The organism is Cohnella luojiensis, assembly GCF_004564235.1.
Taxonomy (GTDB): domain Bacteria; phylum Bacillota; class Bacilli; order Paenibacillales; family Paenibacillaceae; genus Cohnella; species Cohnella luojiensis.
On record NZ_SOMN01000004.1, the window covers coordinates 96,241 to 118,070 of the forward strand.

General features: G+C 51.2%; 22 protein-coding genes. 5 read left to right on the forward strand and 17 right to left on the reverse strand.

The features are described from left to right. Nucleotides 1-52: 52 nt before the first annotated feature. A complete protein-coding gene (gene queF / locus E2980_RS05430; RefSeq protein WP_135151127.1) occupies nt 53-544 on the reverse strand; it encodes a preQ(1) synthase in 492 nt (163 codons plus the stop codon). Nucleotides 545-673: 129 nt separating this feature from the next. After that, on the reverse strand, nt 674-1,981 hold the full coding sequence (melA, locus tag E2980_RS05435; RefSeq protein ID WP_135151128.1) for an alpha-glucosidase/alpha-galactosidase: 1,308 nt from the start codon (nt 1,979-1,981) through the stop codon (nt 674-676). A gap of 151 nt (nt 1,982-2,132) precedes the next feature. On the opposite strand from melA, the gene E2980_RS05440 reads away from it, so the two are divergent. Continuing rightward, nucleotides 2,133-2,999, forward strand: coding sequence for a helix-turn-helix transcriptional regulator (locus E2980_RS05440; RefSeq protein ID WP_135151220.1), 867 nt, complete (start codon nt 2,133-2,135; stop codon nt 2,997-2,999). 190 nt (nt 3,000-3,189) lie between these two features. Here E2980_RS05440 and E2980_RS05445 read toward each other — a convergent pair whose 3' ends face one another. The 5 genes from E2980_RS05445 to clpP form a co-directional block, all read right to left on the reverse strand. Beyond that, on the reverse strand, nt 3,190-4,110 hold the full coding sequence (locus E2980_RS05445; RefSeq protein WP_135151129.1) for a DMT family transporter: 921 nt from the start codon (nt 4,108-4,110) through the stop codon (nt 3,190-3,192). Nucleotides 4,111-4,232: 122 nt separating this feature from the next. After that, nucleotides 4,233-5,336 carry a Gfo/Idh/MocA family protein gene (locus E2980_RS05450; RefSeq protein WP_135151130.1) on the reverse strand — a complete coding sequence of 368 codons (1,104 nt, stop codon included), beginning with the start codon at nt 5,334-5,336 and terminating at the stop codon, nt 4,233-4,235. 20 nt (nt 5,337-5,356) lie between these two features. Beyond that, a complete protein-coding gene (locus E2980_RS05455) occupies nt 5,357-6,076 on the reverse strand; it encodes a ThuA domain-containing protein (protein ID WP_135151131.1) in 720 nt (239 codons plus the stop codon). A 20-nt stretch (nt 6,077-6,096) separates the two neighbouring features. Next, on the reverse strand, nt 6,097-7,131 hold the full coding sequence (locus E2980_RS05460; protein WP_135151132.1) for a LacI family DNA-binding transcriptional regulator: 1,035 nt from the start codon (nt 7,129-7,131) through the stop codon (nt 6,097-6,099). Between the two features lie 164 nt (nt 7,132-7,295). Beyond that, nucleotides 7,296-7,898: an ATP-dependent Clp endopeptidase proteolytic subunit ClpP gene (gene clpP / locus E2980_RS05465; RefSeq protein ID WP_135151133.1), complete on the reverse strand. Its 603-nt coding sequence runs from the start codon at nt 7,896-7,898 to the stop codon at nt 7,296-7,298. Nucleotides 7,899-8,068: 170 nt separating this feature from the next. Here clpP and E2980_RS05470 point away from each other — a divergent pair, with 170 nt between their 5' ends. Both E2980_RS05470 and E2980_RS05475 read left to right on the forward strand, forming a co-directional pair. Then, nucleotides 8,069-8,803, forward strand: coding sequence for an RNA polymerase sigma factor (locus E2980_RS05470; RefSeq protein ID WP_135151134.1), 735 nt, complete (start codon nt 8,069-8,071; stop codon nt 8,801-8,803). Nucleotides 8,804-8,885: 82 nt separating this feature from the next. After that, nucleotides 8,886-9,758, forward strand: a complete 873-nt coding sequence (locus E2980_RS05475; protein ID WP_135151135.1) for a helix-turn-helix domain-containing protein — start codon at nt 8,886-8,888, stop codon at nt 9,756-9,758. A 6-nt stretch (nt 9,759-9,764) separates the two neighbouring features. Here the strand turns inward: E2980_RS05475 and E2980_RS05480 are convergent, their stop codons facing one another. From E2980_RS05480 to E2980_RS05500, 5 genes are all read right to left on the reverse strand, one after another. Beyond that, nucleotides 9,765-10,781, reverse strand: a complete 1,017-nt coding sequence (locus E2980_RS05480; protein ID WP_135151136.1) for a phytanoyl-CoA dioxygenase family protein — start codon at nt 10,779-10,781, stop codon at nt 9,765-9,767. A gap of 90 nt (nt 10,782-10,871) precedes the next feature. Then, nucleotides 10,872-11,774 (reverse strand): AraC family transcriptional regulator, encoded by a 903-nt coding sequence (locus E2980_RS05485; RefSeq protein WP_135151137.1) that lies wholly within the window; start codon nt 11,772-11,774, stop codon nt 10,872-10,874. 198 nt (nt 11,775-11,972) lie between these two features. Further along, nucleotides 11,973-13,271 carry a group II intron reverse transcriptase/maturase gene (gene ltrA / locus E2980_RS05490; protein WP_135151138.1) on the reverse strand — a complete coding sequence of 433 codons (1,299 nt, stop codon included), beginning with the start codon at nt 13,269-13,271 and terminating at the stop codon, nt 11,973-11,975. A gap of 821 nt (nt 13,272-14,092) precedes the next feature. Continuing rightward, entirely contained in the window at nt 14,093-14,941 is an 849-nt protein-coding gene (locus E2980_RS05495) for a phytanoyl-CoA dioxygenase family protein (protein WP_135151139.1), read from the reverse strand. 123 nt (nt 14,942-15,064) lie between these two features. Next, a complete protein-coding gene (locus E2980_RS05500) occupies nt 15,065-15,844 on the reverse strand; it encodes a phytanoyl-CoA dioxygenase family protein (protein ID WP_135151140.1) in 780 nt (259 codons plus the stop codon). A gap of 149 nt (nt 15,845-15,993) precedes the next feature. Here E2980_RS05500 and E2980_RS05505 point away from each other — a divergent pair, with 149 nt between their 5' ends. Beyond that, complete coding sequence (locus E2980_RS05505) at nt 15,994-16,869, forward strand: AraC family transcriptional regulator (protein ID WP_135151141.1); 876 nt, start codon at nt 15,994-15,996, stop codon at nt 16,867-16,869. Between the two features lie 78 nt (nt 16,870-16,947). Here E2980_RS05505 and E2980_RS05510 read toward each other — a convergent pair whose 3' ends face one another. The 5 genes from E2980_RS05510 to E2980_RS05530 form a co-directional block, all read right to left on the reverse strand. After that, a complete protein-coding gene (locus tag E2980_RS05510; RefSeq protein ID WP_135151142.1) occupies nt 16,948-17,250 on the reverse strand; it encodes a hypothetical protein in 303 nt (100 codons plus the stop codon). Between the two features lie 110 nt (nt 17,251-17,360). Continuing rightward, entirely contained in the window at nt 17,361-17,996 is a 636-nt protein-coding gene (locus E2980_RS05515) for a ThuA domain-containing protein (protein ID WP_240702897.1), read from the reverse strand. A 46-nt stretch (nt 17,997-18,042) separates the two neighbouring features. After that, complete coding sequence (locus E2980_RS05520; protein ID WP_135151143.1) at nt 18,043-18,657, reverse strand: hypothetical protein; 615 nt, start codon at nt 18,655-18,657, stop codon at nt 18,043-18,045. After that, nucleotides 18,654-19,511: a hypothetical protein gene (locus tag E2980_RS05525; RefSeq protein WP_135151144.1), complete on the reverse strand. Its 858-nt coding sequence runs from the start codon at nt 19,509-19,511 to the stop codon at nt 18,654-18,656. Before E2980_RS05525 ends, E2980_RS05520 begins: the two co-directional genes overlap by 4 nt. A gap of 365 nt (nt 19,512-19,876) precedes the next feature. After that, nucleotides 19,877-20,713, reverse strand: coding sequence for an AraC family transcriptional regulator (locus tag E2980_RS05530; protein WP_135151145.1), 837 nt, complete (start codon nt 20,711-20,713; stop codon nt 19,877-19,879). A gap of 130 nt (nt 20,714-20,843) precedes the next feature. Between E2980_RS05530 and E2980_RS05535 the strand changes: the two genes are divergently transcribed. Next, nucleotides 20,844-21,818, forward strand: coding sequence for a Gfo/Idh/MocA family protein (locus tag E2980_RS05535; RefSeq protein ID WP_135151146.1), 975 nt, complete (start codon nt 20,844-20,846; stop codon nt 21,816-21,818). The last annotated feature ends 12 nt before the right edge of the window (nt 21,819-21,830 follow it).

Consider the following 21,830-nt stretch of genomic DNA (forward strand, 5'->3'; position numbering starts at 1 on the left):
AGGCACCGTTCCTCTATTGGGAACGGTGCCTGTTTATTTACTTGCGGCTACCTTATCGGTTATCGATTTTCTCCGGATAGAGATCATGATTCATCAGTCGATGCTCCGCCATTTTCTCATACTTGGTTCCCGGTTGTCCCCAATTGCAGTAGGGATCGATGGATATGCCGCCGCGAGGGGTAAATTTTCCCCACACCTCGATATAACGAGGATTCATCAAGGCAATGAGATCGTTCATGATGATGTTCATGCAATCCTCGTGAAAGTCGCCGTGATTGCGGAAGCTGAATAGATACAGCTTGAGGGACTTGCTCTCTACCATTCGCGCGTCCGGTATATAGGAGATGTACAAGGTGGCGAAATCCGGTTGACCCGTCATCGGGCATAGGCTGGTGAACTCCGGGCAGTTAAACTTCACGAAGTAATCGCGACCCGGATGTTTGTTGTCGAACGCCTCCAACACACCCGGATCATACTCGAACACATACCGGGTACCTTGATTGCCAAGTAGCGTAATATCCTGCATTTCTTCTTTGCTGCGCATTAGAAATCCCCCTTCTGGATGAGAAGAAAGAGATTGGCGTAAATAAGCCGAGGGAGTTCGCGAACCTCTCCTGGCCGCCGATCAGGTGATCGCGCGTCCCAGATTTTCTTCTTTAGTTATACATCCGTACTATACCACAGAGAACTTCGGCAGCCAATCCCCGTGCGCTTCGATAAGATCGTCGCACATGGCGATAATGTCGTCCATCGATAGCTCCGCCGCCGTATGCGGATCGAGCATCGCCGCATGGTAGATGTGCTCTCTCTTGCCTGTAATGGCAGCTTCGATCGTGAGCAGCTGCGTATTGATATTGGTTCGATTAAGAGCAGCCAGTTGCGGAGGAAGGTTGCCGATATAAGTCGGGTTGACGCCGGAGCGGTCGACCAGACACGGAACCTCTACGCAAGCTTCGCGAGGCAGGTTGGAGATAAGCCCGCCCGTGTTCATGACGTTGCCTCCTATTTTGAAAGGCACGTCCGTTTCCATCGCTTCGAAGATGTACGAAGCGTATTCATGGGAGCGATTATGCTCCAAGTTCGCATCGTTAACGAGCTCGTCGCGCATTTTTTTCCAATTGCCGATCTGCTCGATGCAACGGCGCGGATATTCGTCGAGCGGAATGTTGAACCGTTCGATAAGCTCCGGATAATTGCGCTTGATGAAGTAAGGATGGTACTCGGCGTTATGCTCGGAAGATTCCGTGATGTAATAGCCGAATTTCAGCATCATCTCGAAGCGTACCATATCGCCGTGCTTCTCGTTCTGTTTCGCGGCCGCGCGCTTCTTGATTTCCGGATACAGGTCGACTCCGTCCTTCCTTACCTCGAGCAGCCAAGCCATGTGGTTGATGCCCGCGATCTTCGCTTGAACGCCTTCCGTTTCCAAGCCCAGATGCCGAAACATATCAGGGACGCACGCTTGAACGCTATGGCACAAACCAACCGTTTTCACGCCGCCGTAAGTATTCATAACGTTCGTTAGAACAGCCATTGGGTTCGTATAGTTAAGGAACCAGGCATCCGGGCAAACCTCGCGAATGTCCGCTGCGAAGTCGAGCATAACGGGGATCGTACGCAAGTTGCGGAAAATGCCTCCGATTCCCACGGTATCGGCGATCGTCTGACGCAAGCCGTATTTCTTGGGAACCTCGAAATCGGTAATCGTGCAAGGATCATAACCGCCGACTTGGATCGCGTTGACCACGTATTTCGATTCGCGAAGCGCCTCCTTGCGATCGGTGAAGGCCTTGATCACGCAGGTGCTTCCGGATGTCTTTTTGATGTTATTCAGCATGTTCTCGGAATCTTTCAATCGTACGGGATCGATGTCGAACAGCGCAATTTCAAAGCCTTGCAATGCTGGCGTAAGCATAACGTCGCCAAGTACGTTTTTGGCGAATACCGTGCTTCCCGCCCCTAGAAAAGTGATTTTGGACACGATGATTACCTCCGAAGATTAGAGTCGACTCCTATCCTCAATGTAATGCAAGCGCACTCAAAAAAGTATGGAAGGTTCGCGCAACAATATGGACATTTGTCGTTTATTTGTTAAAGTAATAGGTAAGATCGATAGGTAGGTGACAGACGATATGGATCCGGAACATCGTTATCTCTCCGTGGGCATGAACCCCTCTCCCTCCGACGGGGAGCTCTCCGTTCTGTTCAGCGGCGAAGGCCAACCGCAGCCGTTGCACCAAATGGGTCCTGCCATTCATGATTACTACCTCATTCACACCGTACTTTCGGGATACGGGCAGTTCGTTATTCGCGATAAAAAATACAATTGCGTGAAAGGCGATACGTTCGTGATTTTCCCTGGCGAGCTGTTCTTTTATCAAGCCGACGAATGGCAGCCTTGGCATTATATTTGGGTTGCTTTCGTCGGTCATGGAGCTAAGGGCTTGCTAACTTCGTTAGGCGTCACTCCCGAGCAACCCTTCATATCGGGCTGCTTACATCCGAAAATCCCGGAAATTTACCGCCAGCTTCATGACTGCTTCCATAGCGACTACGTGCCTGATCTCTCCAATCTGGAGGCCGGCGGATGGGTTCGTTTGCTGTTACGGCAGCTCGGGGCGGCGAAGCGCCAGCTTGAAGTCGTCGATCCCGTTCGGGATAACGCAACGGAACATATTATCAAGCAGGCCATTCAATTCCTTTCGCTTCAATACACCCAGTCGATCTCCATAGAGCATATGTCGAATATGTTGGGCTACCATCGTACCCATCTATGCAAGCTATTCAAGCAATCAACCGGCGTATCGCCGATGCAATATTTGCTGAAAATCCGCATGCAGCGGGCAGAGGCTCTACTTGCTACCTCTATGACGGTCGATCAGGTTGCCTCTTCCGTGGGTTATGGCGATGCGCTTTATTTCTCGAGAAAATTCCGGAAATGGAGCGGGCAATCCCCTTCAGAATACAGGCAAACGCTCCGGACTAGTCCGAAGCGTTAGTTTACTTTCTCGCTATCCCTTTCGTTCAGTAGGCCTTCTCCAACGATGGAGGTGAGCTGTAGTTGGGTTTGGTCGAACTACGGATTCTCCTGATCGAAAGGGATAGCGGCAAAAGGGAACAACAGAGAGAAGTCGAAAAAGGGGTGCCGAAAAACTCTCGGTACGCCCTTCGCCCTCCAACACCAAACTCCTATTGCACAACCGCGATCGGAACAGGCTCAGGCTCCTTTTTCTCCGTGCTGATCCAGACTAAGCCCGCCCCCATGCAAACGGCTCCTACCATCTGCCATAACGTGATGCCTTCATCGAAGAAGACGAGCCCCGCGATGACGGCTGCCCCAGGCACTACGTAACGAAAGAAATTGGCTCTTGCCGCACCGATCTTGAACATGCTCGCATTCCAGACTACGAAAGCAAACACCGTACAAATAAGAACGTTATAGACGATTGCGGTGTAATGACCTGCCTCAAGCCCGCTCCAGTCCACTTTGCTCCAGCTCCCCATCGTCAGTGGCAGCATGAATAGCGCACCAAAGAAAATAAACCAAGTGCTGACGCGAAGGGAAGAATATTTTTTCATCAACGGCATGCAAGAGAGATTAAATAAAGCGCCTATTATGCTTACTCCGAATGCCAACAGATTGCCGATCATATGGTCGGACGAGAGATTAAAGCCCTCTTCCCCGCCCAAAATTATGAACGTAACGCCTATGATCGCCCCTGCCCCGCCAACGGCTAGACGTCTAGTAAACTTCTCCTTAACGAATAAAGGAGCGAACAAGGCTGCAAATATCGGCCACGGAGCTACGTTGAGCAACGAAGCATTGGCCAGCGTCGTGTATTTGATCGAGTACATCACAGCGATTTCCAATCCCGTTACTCCGATAAGGCCGATGAAAGCGAGTTGAAGCATTACTTTCCATGGAAGCCCTATGCTGCCCTCTTTTATTTTCAAAATGAGAAAAAAGAACGGTACCGCGAGACCGAACCTAAGAAAAGAGAACAGAATCGGGTCAAACGTCTCCATGGCGGAACGCGATACTCCAAAATTCGCGCCCCATATCGCGGCAACTAATGTAAGGCCTAAATAATAGATCCATTTCTTGTTCATAATGCGCTGATTCTACCCCATTCCTATCCGTATAACTCCAGAACAGTGTGAATGATATTCCGAAGTTAATCAACTACAAATTAAATAACCCCTCCGCGCGGGAGGGGCAGAAAGCGATGAGACTATCTATCCAATCCGAAGTCCGCCAAGCCAAGCGGCAACGGAGCCGGACGCTCGCAAGTGCTCTTCATGACGTAATGAGCCCCTTGCTCGGAGGCGTCGTGGAAGCCATGCATCGCTTCCAGCACGTGATAAGCCATCTCTCCGTTGGCACGGTGCTTGCGCCCCGTTTGAATGGCCCGTGCCATGTCGGCGGCTCCAACTCCGCGAGCGTTCGCAGCCTTCCCGTGCGTAAGAGGGATTTCAGACCATTCCTTGGAACCCGCGCGCCAGATGCTGATCGGTCCTCCGAAGCCGTTCGGATCCGGAACGATAAGCGTTCCTTCGCTGCCATACAATTCGATGCGCGGGAGAAGGGAGTTGCCTTTCACGTCAAAGCTCGTCAGGATCGTAGCAATCGGACCTGAAACGAAGTCCATGATTCCGGCTACATGGGTAGGAACCTCCACCTTCACCTTCTCGCCGAATTTCGGCTGGCTCGTGATCGTCCGTTCAGGAAAAGACATTCGGGCGGAACCGGTAACTCTGGAAATCGGCCCCAACAAAGCGATCAAAGCCGTCAAATAATAAGGTCCCATATCGAACATCGGACCGCCGCCCTTGTGATAGTAGAACTCTGGAGCCGGATGCCATGACTCGTGTCCGCCGCATACCATAAACGCGGTCGCTCCGATCGGAGTCCCGATCCATCCGTCCTCCACGAGCTTGACGCAGGTTTGAATTCCTCCTCCGAGGAACGTGTCCGGCGCGCTGCCGACGAGCAGACCTTTGCGCTTCGCCAACTCTAACACTTGCAAACCTTCCTCGCGAGTAACCGTGAAAGGCTTCTCCACGAAAACGTGCTTACCCGCTTCAAGAGCTTGCAGCATAACCGAAGCATGGGCTTGAGGGATCGTCAGGTTAATGATCATTTGAATTTCAGGATCGGCTAGAAGCTCCTCGACCGAGCAGCCGCGAAGTCCATGCTCCTCTGCCTTTGCTTTCGCGCGTTCAACGTCGAGATCCGCGCAAGCGACGACTTCCATGGATTCGAACCTTTTTCCATTCTGAAAATAAATGCCGCTAATGTTACCCGTACCGATAATGCCGACTTTGATTTTCTCCATGAATGATCCTCTTCTCGGGATTAAAGTTGGTTATCCGCCATGCCTGTATAGGCGCCCGCGTTTAAATCGGAAGGAGCAAGCGCCTTTCCTTCCGCACACCAGTTGAAGCCTCTGCGCATCAGTTCCTTCACGACGGGAATTTCCATGATGTTGGCCTGATGTCCGAGCGAATTGTAATATACGCGACCGTGTCCCCATCGTTTCGTCCAAACGACGGGCATATCCACCGTCTTGTTAGGGGAATGAGGTCCCGGGGCCACCGGGAAGCGGGTCGTCGCCAGCACTTCGTTAGCCGGATCGACATGCAGGTAATACTGCTCCGTCGAAACGGTAAAATCTTCGATTCCCTCTACCAGAGGACTGGAATTGTACTTGATATTGACTGTATATTCCGTACCGTCGTTGCCCGGATGCGCGATCCATTGCCCGCCGGTCATGAACTGCCAATCCGTGTTCTCGCGGAACGCGTCGCACATGCCGCCGTGGCAGCCCGCCAATCCGACTCCGCTCTGCACCGCCGCGGAGACGTTGTTCACCCATTCCTGCGAGATGCGATCCATGGTCCATACGGGAATGATTAGATCGAGCCCCTTCAGTTTTTCTCCGTCGGCGAATGATTCAAGCGTATTGGACACTTCGACTTCGAAGCCTTCCTCCACGAGCTGTCCACGGAAAATCTCCGCAACCTCCTTCGGCTGATGGCCATCCCATCCGCCCCATACGATTAGCGCTTTTTTCATCGTTGCATTCCCCATTCGGCTTAGCTTCCGCTAGATTTTCTTACTTTGAGCTCGGTTTGCAATTTCTCGGAGATAATAGGCTCGGAGTTTTCCTTGTCCGCCAATAGGGCCAGCAATCGTTCCGCGGCCAATCGTCCCATTTCAAAGAATGGCACTTTGACCGTCGTTAACGGAGGCTCCGTGAGACTTGCCGCATCGGAATCATCGTAAGACACGATCTTGAGATCCTCCGGCAATCGGCAGCCTTTTTCCCTTAGTCCTTGCATGAGCCCAATAGCCATTCGGTCGTTGCCTACGAAGATAGCATCCAGTTCATTCAGATCGCGATAGACGTCTTCCGCAGCATTTTTACCGCTGGTTCTACTGTAATTTCCTTGATAAACAATAGATTCGTCAAACTTTATTTCCGCTTCCTCCAGTGCCCGGAGATAACCGGACATCCGATCCCAGCTGTTGGAGTATTGCATAGAGCCGTTAAGAAACCCGATTCTCTGGCAGCCCTTGCTAATCAAATGCTTTACCGCGTCGTAGCTGCCCTGTTCATGATCCGCCGCGACTATGCTAACAAGCGGATTATCGAATTTCTGGTCCATGACGCAGAATGGCAATCGTTCCTCGGCCAGCCGGTTAATTCCTTCCAATTCCGTTTCTGCGGTATTCGTCCCAAGCACGATACAGGCATCGACCCGTTGCGTGCGATATAAGGACGCATAATCATAGACAGCGGACGGGTCGCGAAACAATAGAAGCAAGCCGTAACCCTTCGAGCGGACGGCTTCTCCGATCCCGCTTAGCAATTCGGAGAAATAATACGTGGAAAATAGATGGACCTTCGGCACGTACGGCAATACGACGCCTAAGTTCCCGCTTTTACCCCGGGCGAAGCTCGACGCGACGGCATTCAGCTCGTAATTTAACCGCTTCGCCGCATCCAATACCCGCTCGCGCGTTGATTCCTTCATCGGTCCAACGCCGTTGAGCACCCTCGACACGGTCGCTTCCGATACGCCGGCAAGCTTAGCTACTTCCTTGCGATTCGTCAAAGGCTTAGACATCCTGTCTGTTCCATAATAATGTACGCGTGTACATTATGGCACGGGGATTAGGCGGAGTCAAGCCAAAATCATACGATGAAATCTTAAAAAAATACCCGCTCCTCGTCCCGTTTAAGGGAGAGAATCGGGCTCGCATGCAATGAACGGTTTTTAAGGGGAGGATATTACGAATTCAAGGCTTGATCCGGAGAAGTGATGACCTGATCAATGATCCCGTATTCGAGCGACTCTTGGGCGGACATGAAATAATCGCGGTCCATGTCTTTCTCTACCTTCTCCAACGGTTGTCCGGTACGTTCCGCCGTTAGTCGGTTCAACCTCTCCCGGGTTTCCAATATTCGCTTGGCGCTTATCGCGATGTCGCTGGCTTGCCCCTGCGCCCCGCCGTGGGGCTGGTGAATCATGATTTCGCTATTCGGCAGCGCGAAGCGCTTGCCTTTAGCCCCCGCTAGCAGTAAGATTGCAGCAAACGAAGCCGCCATTCCCATGCATATCGTGTGTACCTGAGGTTTAATGAACTGCATCGTGTCGTAAATAGCGAATCCAGACGTTGTGACGCCTCCGGGAGAGTTAATGTATAGGCTGATTTCCTTCTCCGGATCCTCTGCCGCAAGGAACAGCAGCTGAGCGATGATGCTGTTCGCGACCTGATCGTCGATCGCGCTTCCCAAGAACACGATTCTGTCCTTCAATAACCGGGAATAAATATCGTAGGACCTTTCGCCGCGGTTCGTTTGCTCGACGACATACGGAACGTAATTGCTCATGGGTATTTCCTCCGCTTCCTGAGTTGTTGTTCACTTTCCCCTTGTAAACGAACAAAAGACGCTCGGGGATACGGATTAAATTTTTGTTGAAATCCCATGAATTGCGTATCTTCTGATCAGCTTTGTTCGTTTACAATAGAAGGATAAGACTCGGTAAGGGAGGATTCTCTATGCCTTTCGTTGATGACAAAGTTAATATCGCGCTCGCCGAAGACAGCCGCAAAGTGGAGCGGTTGCAACACACGCTAAAGCGTTATTGCCTGTCCCTCACGGAATCCCCATGGGATGCGGAGGACTTGGCTCAGGATGCCTGGCTCAAAGCCATAAACGCAATATCAAGCTTCGATCACCGCAACCTCGAGGCCTATTTGCTGCGAATCGCCAAAAATACCTGGATAGACCATACGAGGAGAAAAACGACTCTTACCCGCATCCTAAAGGCGGAACGACCGATAACGCTGCTGCCTGACAACGGAATCGTCGAAATAGAGCTGGCTTTCCAAGCTTTGATCAAACATCTGTCTCCCCACCAACTTGCCGTTTTCCTGCTTCGGGACGTTTTCGAGTATTCTATCGCCGAAACGGCCGGCATGCTGGAGACGACGGATGGTGCGATTAAGGCTGCACTTCATCGTGCGCGTCTGATGCTGCCGACGGTCATGAACGAAATAGAAAAGGGATTACTTCCCTTGCCTGAGGACGAAAATTTAAAGACGTTCTTAAGAATTCTTGCCACTGCCTACCATGCTGGGGATATGAATACGATGATCGAGTTGATTCAGAGGACAGAAATGGAACCTTCCATGGCGATCGGATTGTTCCAGAGTAGGAGAATTCGGACCGCTACGATGGCGCGTCGCTCGGAAGACAAAGCGATTGTACCTCGGATGTCGATGGCTGCTTAACGTAAAGTCCATAGATAGAACTATCTCCTTCCGTCTTATACAGCTCTTATAATGGTTATCATCTTTGGAAAAGGGGACTCCTATGTCATTCCGCACGTTGGACGATTTGTTGCCGACAGTGAACTTCGCAAGCCGAGCCACTGCTATGCCGGGGGCGGATTGGGGAGTACGTCTTATTCCGGACTGCCAGCTTGTCTATGTTGTCTCCGGGCAAGCGGAACTAACCGTTGGACGGCACACTTACGACATTCGCGCCGGGGAGTGCGTCTACTATGACTCGGAAATTCCCCATCGGCTGCTCTCCGTCGGCACGACGGATTATTATAGCGTTCACTTCGTCTGGCGGCAGACTTCTTCCCTGCCTGTCCATCCCGGCCATAGCATTCAATATTTAGATCGGCAATTTTTAGACGGCGAGCCCAGATACCCCGAGATTGAGATTCCTCCTTATGGGGAAGTTACGTTTCCTACCAAATTAACCATATCCGGGCTAGAACCGATTCTTACGAAGTTAGTAAAAGAATATGAGCTTGAGCAACCCGGCTACACGGGTATTCTTCGCGCATTGATGCTGCAGGCCCTATCGATTATATTCAGGCAATTGCTAGATAAAGACTCGACGCATAAATCCTATGGACGAATCGATCCCGCCATTCAAGCCATGCAAGAGCAGCCGGGCAAGAACTGGGCAGTATCGGAGCTAGCCGCCATGTGCGGGTATCATCCGATTCATTTTGCGAAGCTGTTCAAAGAAGAGATCGGTTTGCTGCCCAAACACTACATCATCGGGGAAAGAATCAAACGGGCGAAGCGCGCGCTATTGCAGGGGGAGAAGGTCGAGGCTATATCGGAGCGGCTCGGATTCACGAGCATTCATTACTTTAGTCATCAATTCAAGAAGCTAACCGGATTGACGCCCACCGAATTCAGGATGCATGGGCGCCCTCCTAATTGACTAGTCTTATTGCTCCTTCTTCTGAACGACCGGCATCATCATGCCGTCTTCCATCCCCATCATCCGGACGCTGTCCGACTCGTCGTCCGCCTCGGATAAATAAACCTCCGTGCCGAAAGCAGGCGCTGCATAGGGAAGGTGGGTTCGACCGCGGGCTAGGATCTGCCGGTAATTGCCCGTCTCTCCTTCATAGCCGTCATGATCCCAAGGAATCCATGAGCGAGCGTTGCAGTAGTGGCATACGTAGGAGCGGCGATAACGGTCTGCCGTCCGATTCGGGAAAGAACGATGGAACAGGTGGGAGTGAAAAAACAGCACGTCTCCCGGCTTCATCGGTACGGGAATCGGAGGCGGATAGTTCGCGACCACCTTGGACAGCGTATTGACCTCGTCGTCGAGATGGCTAACGTTCGCAACCGCTTTTAGATCCTTGAAGGCGTCAAGAGCGTGAACATTGCCTCCGCCATAACCTTCCGGAGGATAGATCGGCTCATGATTGGAACCCGGAACGACCCACAGGCAGCCATTATCTTCGTCCACTTCTTCAAGCGCAATCCAAGCGCCGATCATCGTATCGGGATGCGTCTTAATATAGTAAGAGTCCTGATGCCAGCCTTGACCCCCGCGGCCGGGAGGATTGAGAAACATCATAGACTGCAGGGCATATACGTCGGGTCCGATGATGGCCTCCGTCACATCGAGTATGCGGGGATGAAGCATGCCCCATTCCGCCGTTGCATCCAGCCTGGATACCATGTGAACCCGCGTTTGTTGCACGAACTCCGCCTTTAAGGGGTCTTTGTTTTCCTCGTCTTCTGGTTGATACGACGATGTCGTCTCTTTGGGCTTAATGCTGCCAGCCCTCGTTCTCTCCGCAAGATCATATAGGCGGTCGATGTCTTCTTTTGATAACAACCCTCTTACGATCAAGTAGCCGTCCCGGTGGTACTGCGTATATTCCTTCACGCTAACCAAGTAGCGGCCGTCCCGATTTCGCGACTTCGGCGTATAGGTAATCCCCATGCTGCGAGCCCCTCTCTATGATTGGTTTTACACTCATTTTGCGTGAAACGTCGGGGTTGCTCAATGGATGAAACCCGGAAAACGATATGTTTATTTGATATACTCATTCACTAGAATGTGACGGTTAACGGGATAAGGCGTCTCCGGGTCCGGAATCGCGGTCGCATGCCGGAACAAGGAGCTATCGCATCTTTCTATATAAGTCGTGGCCGTGAATCCGCGGATGCGTTTGTACATTTTGGAAAAATGGTGCTCGTCCCCGAAGCCCACCCGATACGCGATTTGTTTGACGGTCCATTGACCGCTCATCATCAGCTGCTCCGCGAGCAGCAGTCTGCGTTCAAGGAGCGCGCGCTTGGGCGACATGCCTACCGTAGCGACGAACATTCGGGTAAAATGCTCATGCGACCACCCCGATTGCTGCGCGATCAACTCGATGGTGATAGGCTTCTCGAGATGCTCCTCCATATAAGCGATCGCCCGGGCAATCGGAATCGGCAGCGGATGCGCGAGTTCTTCGATCGCATTGTCCGCAGAAGCGCAAAGTTCTTCCAAAGCGGCGGCCATTAGAACGGATACCCGTCTCTTCCAATATGGGGATTGAAAATGCGCTATCCGCAGAATCTGTTTCATGAGCGCCGGCAGTAGACTATTGCTGCTGACGGGAAGCATATTGCCTGTTTGAAGCAAGGTACTGAACCGATGATCGGATCGACGAAGGCAATCGTAATCGAAATGGATGAAGAGGTGACGAACTTTCCGCGCCGGATCGAACAGATATCGATGTTCCTCATTCGGCCGGGTGAAAACAAAGCATGGTTTGTCCAACTCAATGGGCACGCCTTGGAGCTCGTAAACGGTTTCCGTTCTTTCGGGAAAGTACACCAACTCGTAATCCTTAATACTCCTCGTCCCGAGTATAGTCCCCGCTTGAGCCCAAACGTCCCCCATGCTATGAACGAACGGCCAACACACTTGCTCCATCTCCGCCATTTTCTCCCCACCGCCTCGTCTATCGTCTAATGATTTGTATTGTAAGGCTGCTCTCTCCTCGGCGCAATGGCAGATAGGATTACCTACGTGGTCGAGTAGGCGAGGCCTCTCCTTCGTGGATTGTGCCCCATACCCCTCACAGATCCGTACGTGCGGAATTCCCGCATACGGCTCCTCACATCATCATTCGCAGATTGGTTATTCGTAGATATTGACGTAGATACGCGGCTTGGGTAACTTGAAGTCATTTAGGACTTCGCAGAATCTCTCCCGTGTAAAGCTATTGCGCTGACCTCTTCGATTTCGCCACTTAAACATGAGGTTAATCGTTTGGATGTAGAAGGACTTCATCTTGTCAAAGTTGTCAGTAACTCCGTAGTATCGGTAGTGTCCTGACAATTTAGAGCGGATAGTCTTCAGAAACTCCTGCTGTTCCATGTGTCGATTGAACCGAATCCAGGACTTCATCGCTTTGACTTTCTGCCTGAATTTCTTTCCGCTTGTCTTCCGTTTCACTCGGAAAGCGCCTTTTTGGCTCTTAGAGCAGTAGTGGGTAAAGCCTAGAAAGTCGAATGTCTTCGGCTTACCTCCACCCTCTTTCTTGCTCTGTTCCTCCGCAAAACGTCCAAACGCGATGATTTTCGTTTTCTCTTCCGCTATGTTCAGCTTGAATTTCTCCAACCTGAGCAAGAGTGCGGCATAGAATCGCTCCGCATCTTCTTTGTATTGGAAGCAGCATACGAAATCATCGGCGAAGCGTACGATTTCGGCTTGCCCTTTGCATTGTTTCTTCACCGTGACCGTGAACCAGGTATCCAATACGTAATGCAAATAGACATTCGCAAGTATCGGCGATGCAACGGAACCTTGAGGAGTCCCCTCCTCAGTCGGTTCAAATTCGCCATCCTCTTGTATGCCCGCTTTCAGCATTCGTCTAACGAGGCGATGGATGTTCGGGTCTGCAATCCGTAGTTCGAGAAATTTCATTAGCCATTCGTGGTCGACATGATTAAAGAACCCTTTAATGTCCGCATCCACTACATAACTAATCTTCCCGTACTGAATAATCTCGGTTAGTTTCTTCAACGCATCGTGCATGCTTCTTTTCGGGCGGAATCCATAGGAGAAATCCATGAAATCTTGCTCGTAGATGGCGTTTAACACGCGCTTTAGCGCGTGTTGCACCAGCTTATCCTCGTAAGCAGGTATGCCGAGCGGGCGCATGCTTTTCTCGTCCTTGGGGATGTAGGTTCTTCTAGCCGGTTGCGGTCTGTAGCTTTTCTGTTTTAGTCGTTCCACTAGATTCGCTACATTTGCCTCCAAGTTCAACGCGTAGCTCTCTTTCGTAACCCCGTCAACTCCCGTTGCCTTTCCCGGCTCCATCTCTTCGTGGCTCTCCATCAACGCTTGCGCATCAATGAAGTGTCCGATGGACGTGAATCTTACTTTCGGGTCGGCTTTGGCCATTTCTGCTATTCTTGCTAATTTCGTTTCCATTTCTTCTCCACCTCGGCGTGCGGTAAATGTGTCCTTACCAAGATTGATGCTGTGTCGTCTGCCTTCCCTCCACCAACATTACATCGGCTTCATCGGTACTATGCGACGATCCGACTCCCTGACTACTGTTTTTGCCATCCTTGCGTTTTACGGCTTGTCTGACATACTCCTGCAGTGGTTCCTAAAGAGTACTTGACTCGCAGAAGAAGCGTCAGGGCCTCCCGAGTTGCTGAGTAACCATGGGTATACATGCCTGGCTCTTCGACCCCGGGGAAGCTTCTCCATCCTTGCCCTTGTCGTCTGGAGTCGTGTTGTCTTCCGGGATTCTGAACCCGTCGACCTTCCCAATTTGTGCATTTCGAGGCTCAATCACATTTCAGGCCTGCATCCTAACTGTCTACGCTTAAACGTTAATGTTGCCATTCCCGTTCCAAGACTCGCTATTGGTGATGTGGCTAGCATCTTTCCAAGCAGGGTTTACACCTGCTAAGTTACTCAACCTAGGCTCGGTCGCTTCCAGAATATACACTTAGAAACTCAGAAACTCTTCATTTGTTGTAACTCCTTGCACAATGTACATTTAGTTACAGGCCAAACCGTACTACTATTGAGCCGATTCTTTTTAACTAATTGCATGTTTTGCAACTAGACTTATATAAGTCGACTTTTTCAGGAATCTAATTGACTATTTTACACTTAGAATTTCCGAAAGTGGTGGTTGGGAGCAAGTTGAGTGTACTGGGCCGGTTCGCGTCAACAACCGGGGCTCGTTATGACCGCCTAAAAAGAAAAAAGTCCCATTCTGGGACTTTTTGCCGCTATCATCGAACGTCCGCAGGCGCATATACGACGGGGAAATGCTGGCCTTGCATGATATCGCCTTTATTAACCGTTACATAGGAAAGCATGACATGGTCGCTCGTTGGTTCGTAACGGGTGTGGCCCGGCATGTAATGTACGGCAATGGCCCGGCGCTTCAACTCGGAGCGATTGTTCGGACTGCCGTGCCACGTCAGGCTGTGGTGATAACCCACTTGACCCTTCTTGATCTCGAACGGAACGGCTTTCACGTCGGCGCCTTCCGGAAGCAGCTCCGGATGACGGTGGCAAGGCATGAAATCCTTGTCGCTGGCCAGGTGCTTCTGATGATTGCCCCACTTATGGCTGCCCGGGACCATCCACATGCAGCCGTTCTCGATGACCGCGTCGTCAAGCGCGACCCAAGCGCTTACAAGGTCTGCCGGCTGAACGATCGGCCAGAGCGGATGATCCTGATGCCATGCCGTAGGTCCGCCCGTAACCGGGGGTTTGTACTGGATTTGATCGTGCCAGATTCTCAGCGTATCGGTATGACAAAGCTGTGCAACCTCTTCGCAGATCGTCTTGTTCGCGGCATGCTGGAAGTACGCGTCGCTGGCCATCCAGATGTTGACGATCTGGACGACCTTCTCGTTCGATGTCATCTTCATGCCTTCGTACAGGGAGCCGCTTTCTTTGTTATCTTCGTCACCAAGCAGATTGCGGTTAAGAACCGGCTTTTTTACCGACTTGCCCCGCATCACGTTGTCCAGTTCTTCCCGCAGCGCCTCCACTTCCTCATCGCTCAACACGACGCTGCCCTTCAAAAATCCGTTTTTCTCGAATTCGGCTAATTGATTTTCGTTCAACATCCGGCAACACTCTCCTATAAACTGTTTATGATTAGGGGTTGATGGCTCAATCATAAGCGTTCGGAATGCCGATGTATTTCCGATAAACCAACAATCGTTTGCGTTTTTCTTTGATTCTAAGAATTATCCGTTTACGATATGAAAACGAGGCTTCACTTTGTCGAAGTTGGGATTTTCACCGCTCACCATGAGTCCCATTCCCCAATCGATATGCACATTTTCCGTAGGGAAGTCTTCCGGATCCTTGTATTGGAATAAGACATTCCTTCTTGTCCGTTCGCTGCAGTTAGACGAAGATCCGTGAATCGTCAAATAGTTGAAAAACAACACGTCTCCGGCCTCCGCTTCGCAAATCGTGCCATCGGAAATCGGGTACTCCTTGTGATTCAAATAATGCGACCCCACATGCGGCAGCGAACCCTGAGCATGCGATCCCGGAATAACCCGCAAGCATCCGTTCTCCTCATCGGCGCGGTCCAGATGAACGCTGGCTGCCAGCATCGTGTGCTTCTCGTGCGGGAAATAAGGATAGTCTTGGTGCATCGGGAATGCGGCGCCGTTCTCAGGGGGCTTAACGAGCATTTTGGAATGGTGGAGCTGTACGTTAGGTCCGATCAAACGAGAGAGGACCGATGCCATGTTCGGATGAATCGCCGCCCGCATGAAGGAAGCATCGTGATAATGGACATCGTGAAACCCTTTAAGCACGAGCTTCTTCAACTGTTCTGCCGGAAGGAAGTCTCCTTGCCAAGCCGCGTTGCTGTCCTGCTTCGCTATGGCTGCCCGGCGAATGATCGCTTCTACCGCCTCTCTCATACGTTCTACCTCGTCCTGATTAAACACCTCTTTGACCAACAAATACCCCTTATCTTTATAAAATTGCACATCCTCTTCGCGAATCATCTTTGTGCCTCCCATGTAATTAAAGTTTGAAAACCTTACTTATATCCACTATTGTAGAGCTATACCGCCTCCATCGTCTTTGTTAACAGCAGACACGTTTTTGCACTTTCACGACATGATTACGCTAGTGAAAGGAAGGTGCTAGCCAAATGTATCTTTGCAAAGAAACGCAATCGATGCTGAATGATCAGGCGCTTCTGCTCTCCGGAGCCGGCGCTGCTTTTAAAGTTCACTACTGGGGCATCGTTCCCCGTCTGTACGACAATCCGGTGCATAGACATTCCTTCTTCGAGATCTGTTTCGTTATGGACGGCGAGGGGGAGTATACCGATCATGGAATCGATTATCCGTTGCGCAAAGGGACGCATTTCTGCTCCAAGCCCGGGGTGACGCATCAGATCCGCTCCCGAAATGGCCTTTTCCTGCTCTATGTAGCATTTGATATTGATGAAAGCTTGTCTCAGGAATCCATCGTGGAAGCCTTTCACGCTCTCGCCGAACATGGAGAGGTCTGCGTAACCGGCGAAGACGATTGCCCTTCCGAGCTGTTATGGAAGACATTGCTTCTGCATGAAAATAGAACCGGAAACTTGCCTACGCCGGCCGTTCTGTCCGTCGCCCATGCGCTCTTGCTCTCCTTCCTGAATCTGTTCGGAAACCATGAGCCCTCGGCTGCGGCCAGACAAGATTCTACGTTCCTACTGCGGCAAGCCAAGCTATATATCCGGGATAATTTGTCCGAACCTTTGACATTGCGAGACATCGCCGGATATTTGAACGTATCCGAGAGGCATCTTTCCCGACTATTCTCGACGGGCATTCACGAGAATTTCACGAATTTCGTTCGCGATGAACGAATACGCAAAGCTGCAGGCTTGCTCGCTTCAAGCGATCTCTCGATAAAAGAAATCTCCGAAGCCACGGGATTCTCTTCCGTTCACTACTTTACTCGGGTATTCACGCAGCAAAAGGAGCTTCCGCCCGGGCATTTCCGCAGGAAGTTTAACGATTCTCCTCGGGTATAGGAAAATAGGCCCGCACCGAAATCGGTGCGGGCCTGACTGCTTACTTATATCCGATACTATCATTACTCGGAAATCGGCTTACCCCGCGTTAGACAAATCTTCCGAATCATCCACTTCTACTTCCACTGCTTCCACAATTTCCACGCCGTCCACGCTGGTCGTTTGGTATACGATAATCCGCCGGGCCAGCTCCACTTCTCCGTTCTGTGCGGCGCCTTCCGATATAGTCGCTTTGTCCCCGTCTTCGGATAGTGCCGGAGATGGCGCGATGTCCGCTCTCCATGCTACGAATAACGACCAAATCCCGATCAAGACTACTATAACCGCGCCTACGATGAAGGTTTTTAAACCGCTACCCTGTTGTTGTTCCCGCTCATTCATTCCAATCTCTCCTATTCGTTTCCATTCGGATAGTTACATTCAAAGTGTAAACGAAGGAAGAATATCGCGTTAGTGACCGCGGGCATGCGTTTTTGTCATTTTGGTCATGATTAGATCATTTTCGCCGCCCACAAACCCGCATTAAGAATGAGCTTCCGGTACGCCTCTACCTTAAACGACGATAATTGATGTCCGGGCATTAAGTATACGATCCGCCCCAAGCCGAATTCATGCGTCCAAGCCGCGGGCCACTTCTCCCCTTCGTGCTCGTACTCGGCAAGAACGGTCGTACGAATAAACGGATCGAATTCGAACCTGTAAGGTTCGTCGTCCACGGTGAAAGACTCGACGCGATCCATGATCCGATGGTTCGGCTGGCGAATGCTAACCGGCAACGACGTGAAATCCGGATGGCCCGTAAACTTGCCGCCGATCATGACCGCCAGCTCCTGATTCCTCTGCAAGGAGATGCCGTTGTGGATGGCCAGGAACCCGCCGCCCCTCGCTACGAACGAGAGCAATGCGGCCGTGCGCGCCGGAGAAAGCTTCTCCTCCACAAACTCCGTATACGAAATGAACAATCTGTAAGGCTCCAAATACTCCTCTTTCAACATTCCGTAGTCGCCCGTGCTCCGAACGTCTATTTTCTCCCGAAAGATTTGTTCGATCTCCTTATCGACTCCCTCGAAAGGATGATAAATCGCATCCGAGTAGTTCCCTAATGCCAATGCTCGAATAATGGCCATTGAATCACTTCTCCCTTCTCACCTATAAGAGTACCATTCTGGTTGATCATCCGGTAATATCGATTGTTCCGCCCAAGTTTCCGTCCGGACCGCCACCGCTTCTTCTTCCTGGCAGCTCACGCCCGGCGCGACGAACGAGAAAGATGACCCACAGATTCGCGATGAAAAAAACAGCGGTTAAAATGAAAGCGACGCCTATCCCTTCACTCGTCGTGCGGTTAAGCTGAAACGGCAATAGTAACGAGATCACCGTACCTAATACGAAAATAATGTACCACCCGTCTCTAGCGGATTTTGCGAGCGCCCACTTTCCTTTACCCAGCGCACTCGCCCGGATACCTCCGCAGATCCCGAATACCATGACAAGTTCGGCTGCTATTATGATTCCGGTTAACGCCAAAACGTCAATGTTCGGAGTTTCATTGCTCGTCAGCGAGAATCCTGCCTGTATGCCTAGCAATTGCAATACTGAACCGACTAGCAGAACACCGGCTGCTCCCCGAGCCAATTGGAAGCAACGATGACCTGGGGTCATTCGGGAAAGGCCTAGCATGATTAGAAAATAACCAAGAACATCCGGTAAAAGATCAAATCCCCCGATGCGAAAATCGATTAATTCAAGCCCTAGTCCCCAAGCGATTCGTGAATAGTTCATTCTCATTTTGCCTGCCTCCTCTTCTCCCGTACATACGCTCTCATCTGGGATTCGGTCGGATAAGGCAAGTAATGCGCGAAAACCGTGTAGGAAACGTCTTGCCCGTCCGGTTCCTTAAAGTTCTCGCGAAGCAGCAGGTTATAGACTTCCATCGCTTGTTTACTCTCTCTCGGGATTCGGAATTGGTAGTTTAATGTCAGGGATTGGCCGCGTTTAACTGTCACCGGAGGTGCCTCGGTTCCCTCCGAGGGCAACCCTCTATTGGATTTCGGTACCGTCTCGTAATGAAAAGAGTCACCCAGCTTTTCCAACCATCGGGACGAAACGCCTGTCAGCGTCAAAGGCCTCGTTATGCGAACCGTAACCGAGCCTTTGTGATCCGAGCTTCCGCTCGTCGAACTCATCTGGATCGGAGATTTTTCAGCGTGAATTGGCCAAGCGTCGTCACGATACACGATAATTTCGCCGATGTCTTCCTCACTCTCGGTGCCATCGCTGAATTGGGCCATTATCTTATGAATCGTGATAGGAGCCAATGCCTCTCTAGACTCGATCAGGCTTTCTTCGTAATGACCTCTCAACAAGTAAAGGGTTTGATGCCGCATTTCCTGATGAGTTTGAATCAGAAAAAATCGGAGCGCCGGCAGTTCGTCCACTCGTGCGCTTACGAGCTTCCGCTTGTCGTTTTTATTAGCAATGTACAATAGATCGAAAGCTACGCTAGGGATGTAGCTGGTTTCAATGTTGTGTCGCAGGAAGCCCGCCTCCGGCAACTGGGAAGCTCTGTGATACGCATAATTCCCCGCCCAACTAACCAATACGAGCGCGAACACGACCAAATAGACGACTTTCGCTTTCATCTTCCATCTCCTTCTCAGCAAAGCCAATCGTGTCGTTCCTTCTTAAGCATATAGGATTAAACGCTTCTTGAGGGCACTTAGTTCCTAAGAAAAGGAAAAAAACAGGATGGTGGGGGTTAGGGAGAGAGCCGCTTGCGGTGGGGGTAGTTTTTTAGCCTTGATGGGAGTTAGGGGAGAGAGCTTCGTGGGGTGAAGGCAGTTTATTAGCCTTGGTGAATGTGTTGGATGAGGCGCGGGGTCAACGAAAGCACTTTTTGTGCCGTGACGAGTGTGTTGGGTGAGGCGCGGGGTCAGCGAAGGCACTTTTTGTGCCTTGGTGAGTGTGTTGGATGAGGCGCGGTCAGCAAAGGCCTCCCGCTCCCTCCCTACTCCCCATACTGCAGCCGGAACTGAACCGGCGTCATGCCCGCCAGCTTGCGGAACGTATGCACGAAGTGACTATCGTCCTGGAAGCCCACCGCCGTCGCGATTTCCTTGACCGTTCGGCCGCGGTTCGCCAACAATAACTCCTTCGACTTCTGAATCCGAAATTGCACCAAATATTGATAGGGGCTGATGCCCCAGCTTTTGCGAAAGAGCGTGTTGAGGTACTGGGAGCTGACTTGAAGCCTGTCCGCCAATTGGCCGAGTCCCAGATTCGGGTCGCCGAATTCCTCCTCGATGAGCAAGTAAATCGGGGTAAGCCTCTCATGCCCCTTGGACAAGGAAGTCTGCCCGCTGGATCGGCCGTATTGCTTGATCTGGGACAAAAAAGCATACACCTCGAGAGATCCGTTTATACCTGCAAAATCAAAACTATACCCGCACTTCTCGCTATATTGCTCATGAATGTTCGCTAGAGGACAATCGGTGTCCCATCCGAGCGGAGTCATCTGGGGAATGTCGAGGGATGCGGTGATCGGATTCGCCAAGGCACCGTCGAAAGTCATATACCAGGTGGACCAAATCGCCGTTTCCGGAAAATAGCTGTGAGGAACGTTCGGCTTCAGAAGGATGCCCTGGTTAGGATTCAGCTTCATCGCAGCGCCGTTCACCGTAAACTCGCCGCAGCCCTCGACCGTGTGCAGCCAATGAAAACTATGAAAGCCGTTTTCTCTGTTGATCGCCGCTTGATGCTCGGAGTAGCCGACGCTAGTGAGATGCAGAGGCAATCCTCGATCCCATTCGGTTGTTACGAAGTGCCTGCTATAGGACGTATTCACGATATCCCTCCAGTTTCATTTTCCTATACCGAATGCGAATTATATTATATTTCATTCCCCAATCTATTGATCTAAAATAGGGTCGAAGTTGAATTATATTATACTCTAACGATCGGGAGTGGAAAAGGCTATGACGATTAAGCTTGGTTTTATCGGATCCGGAGGAATCGCCAATCATCATCTGAAGAACTTGGTGCAAATGAAAGACGTCGCGTTATCGGCGTTTTATGACGTAAACATGGAACGCGCGCGGAAAACCGCATCCGAACACGATGGAGCGAAAGCGTTCTCTAACCTGGACGAAATGCTTGACGGCACGAAGCTGGATGGCGTATATATTTGCGTTCCTCCTATGGCTCACGGAAACGCGGAAGCTAAGCTCGTCGAACGAGGAATTCCATTCTTGGTCGAGAAGCCGCTAGGAATAGACCTGGAAATCCCTCGGAAGATCGGCGAATCGGTTAAAGCGAAAAAACTGATCACTTCCGTCGGCTATCATTGGAGGTATAATGAATCTGCGGGCTTGGCCAAGCAGCTTCTGGAAAATAGCAAGGCGGGTATGGCGCTAGGTTACTGGATGGGCGGCATGCCGATGGTTCCATGGTGGAGAGTGCAATCCGGCTCCGGCGGCCAGTTCGTCGAGCAGACGACGCATATCGTCGATTTGCTTCGTTATCTGTGCGGAGAAGTACGCGAGGTGTATGCCGCTTATGCCCTTCAGGTTATGGGCCAGCAAGTGGAAGGCACCGACGTGCCGGATGTCGGCTCGGTTACGATGAAACTGGCGAACGGAATGGTTGCCACCATCTCCAACACCTGCCTTTTGCCCGTCGGACACCATGTGGGGCTTGATATTTATACGAACAAAGGGGTACTCGAGCTTAGGGGCGATTCGCTTAACGAAATCACTACGGATGGCGCTCGCAAGCATCCGAATGTCGCCAATCCCTATTTCGTGGAGGACGAAGCATTCATTCACGCCTTACGCACGGGAGACACGTCCCGCATTCTGTCCGATTACGAAGATTCTCTTCGCACGCACGATATCACCATCGCCGCCAACGAATCCGCCGTATCGGGCAAACCTATCATTTTATCCAATTAACAGAAGGAGGTT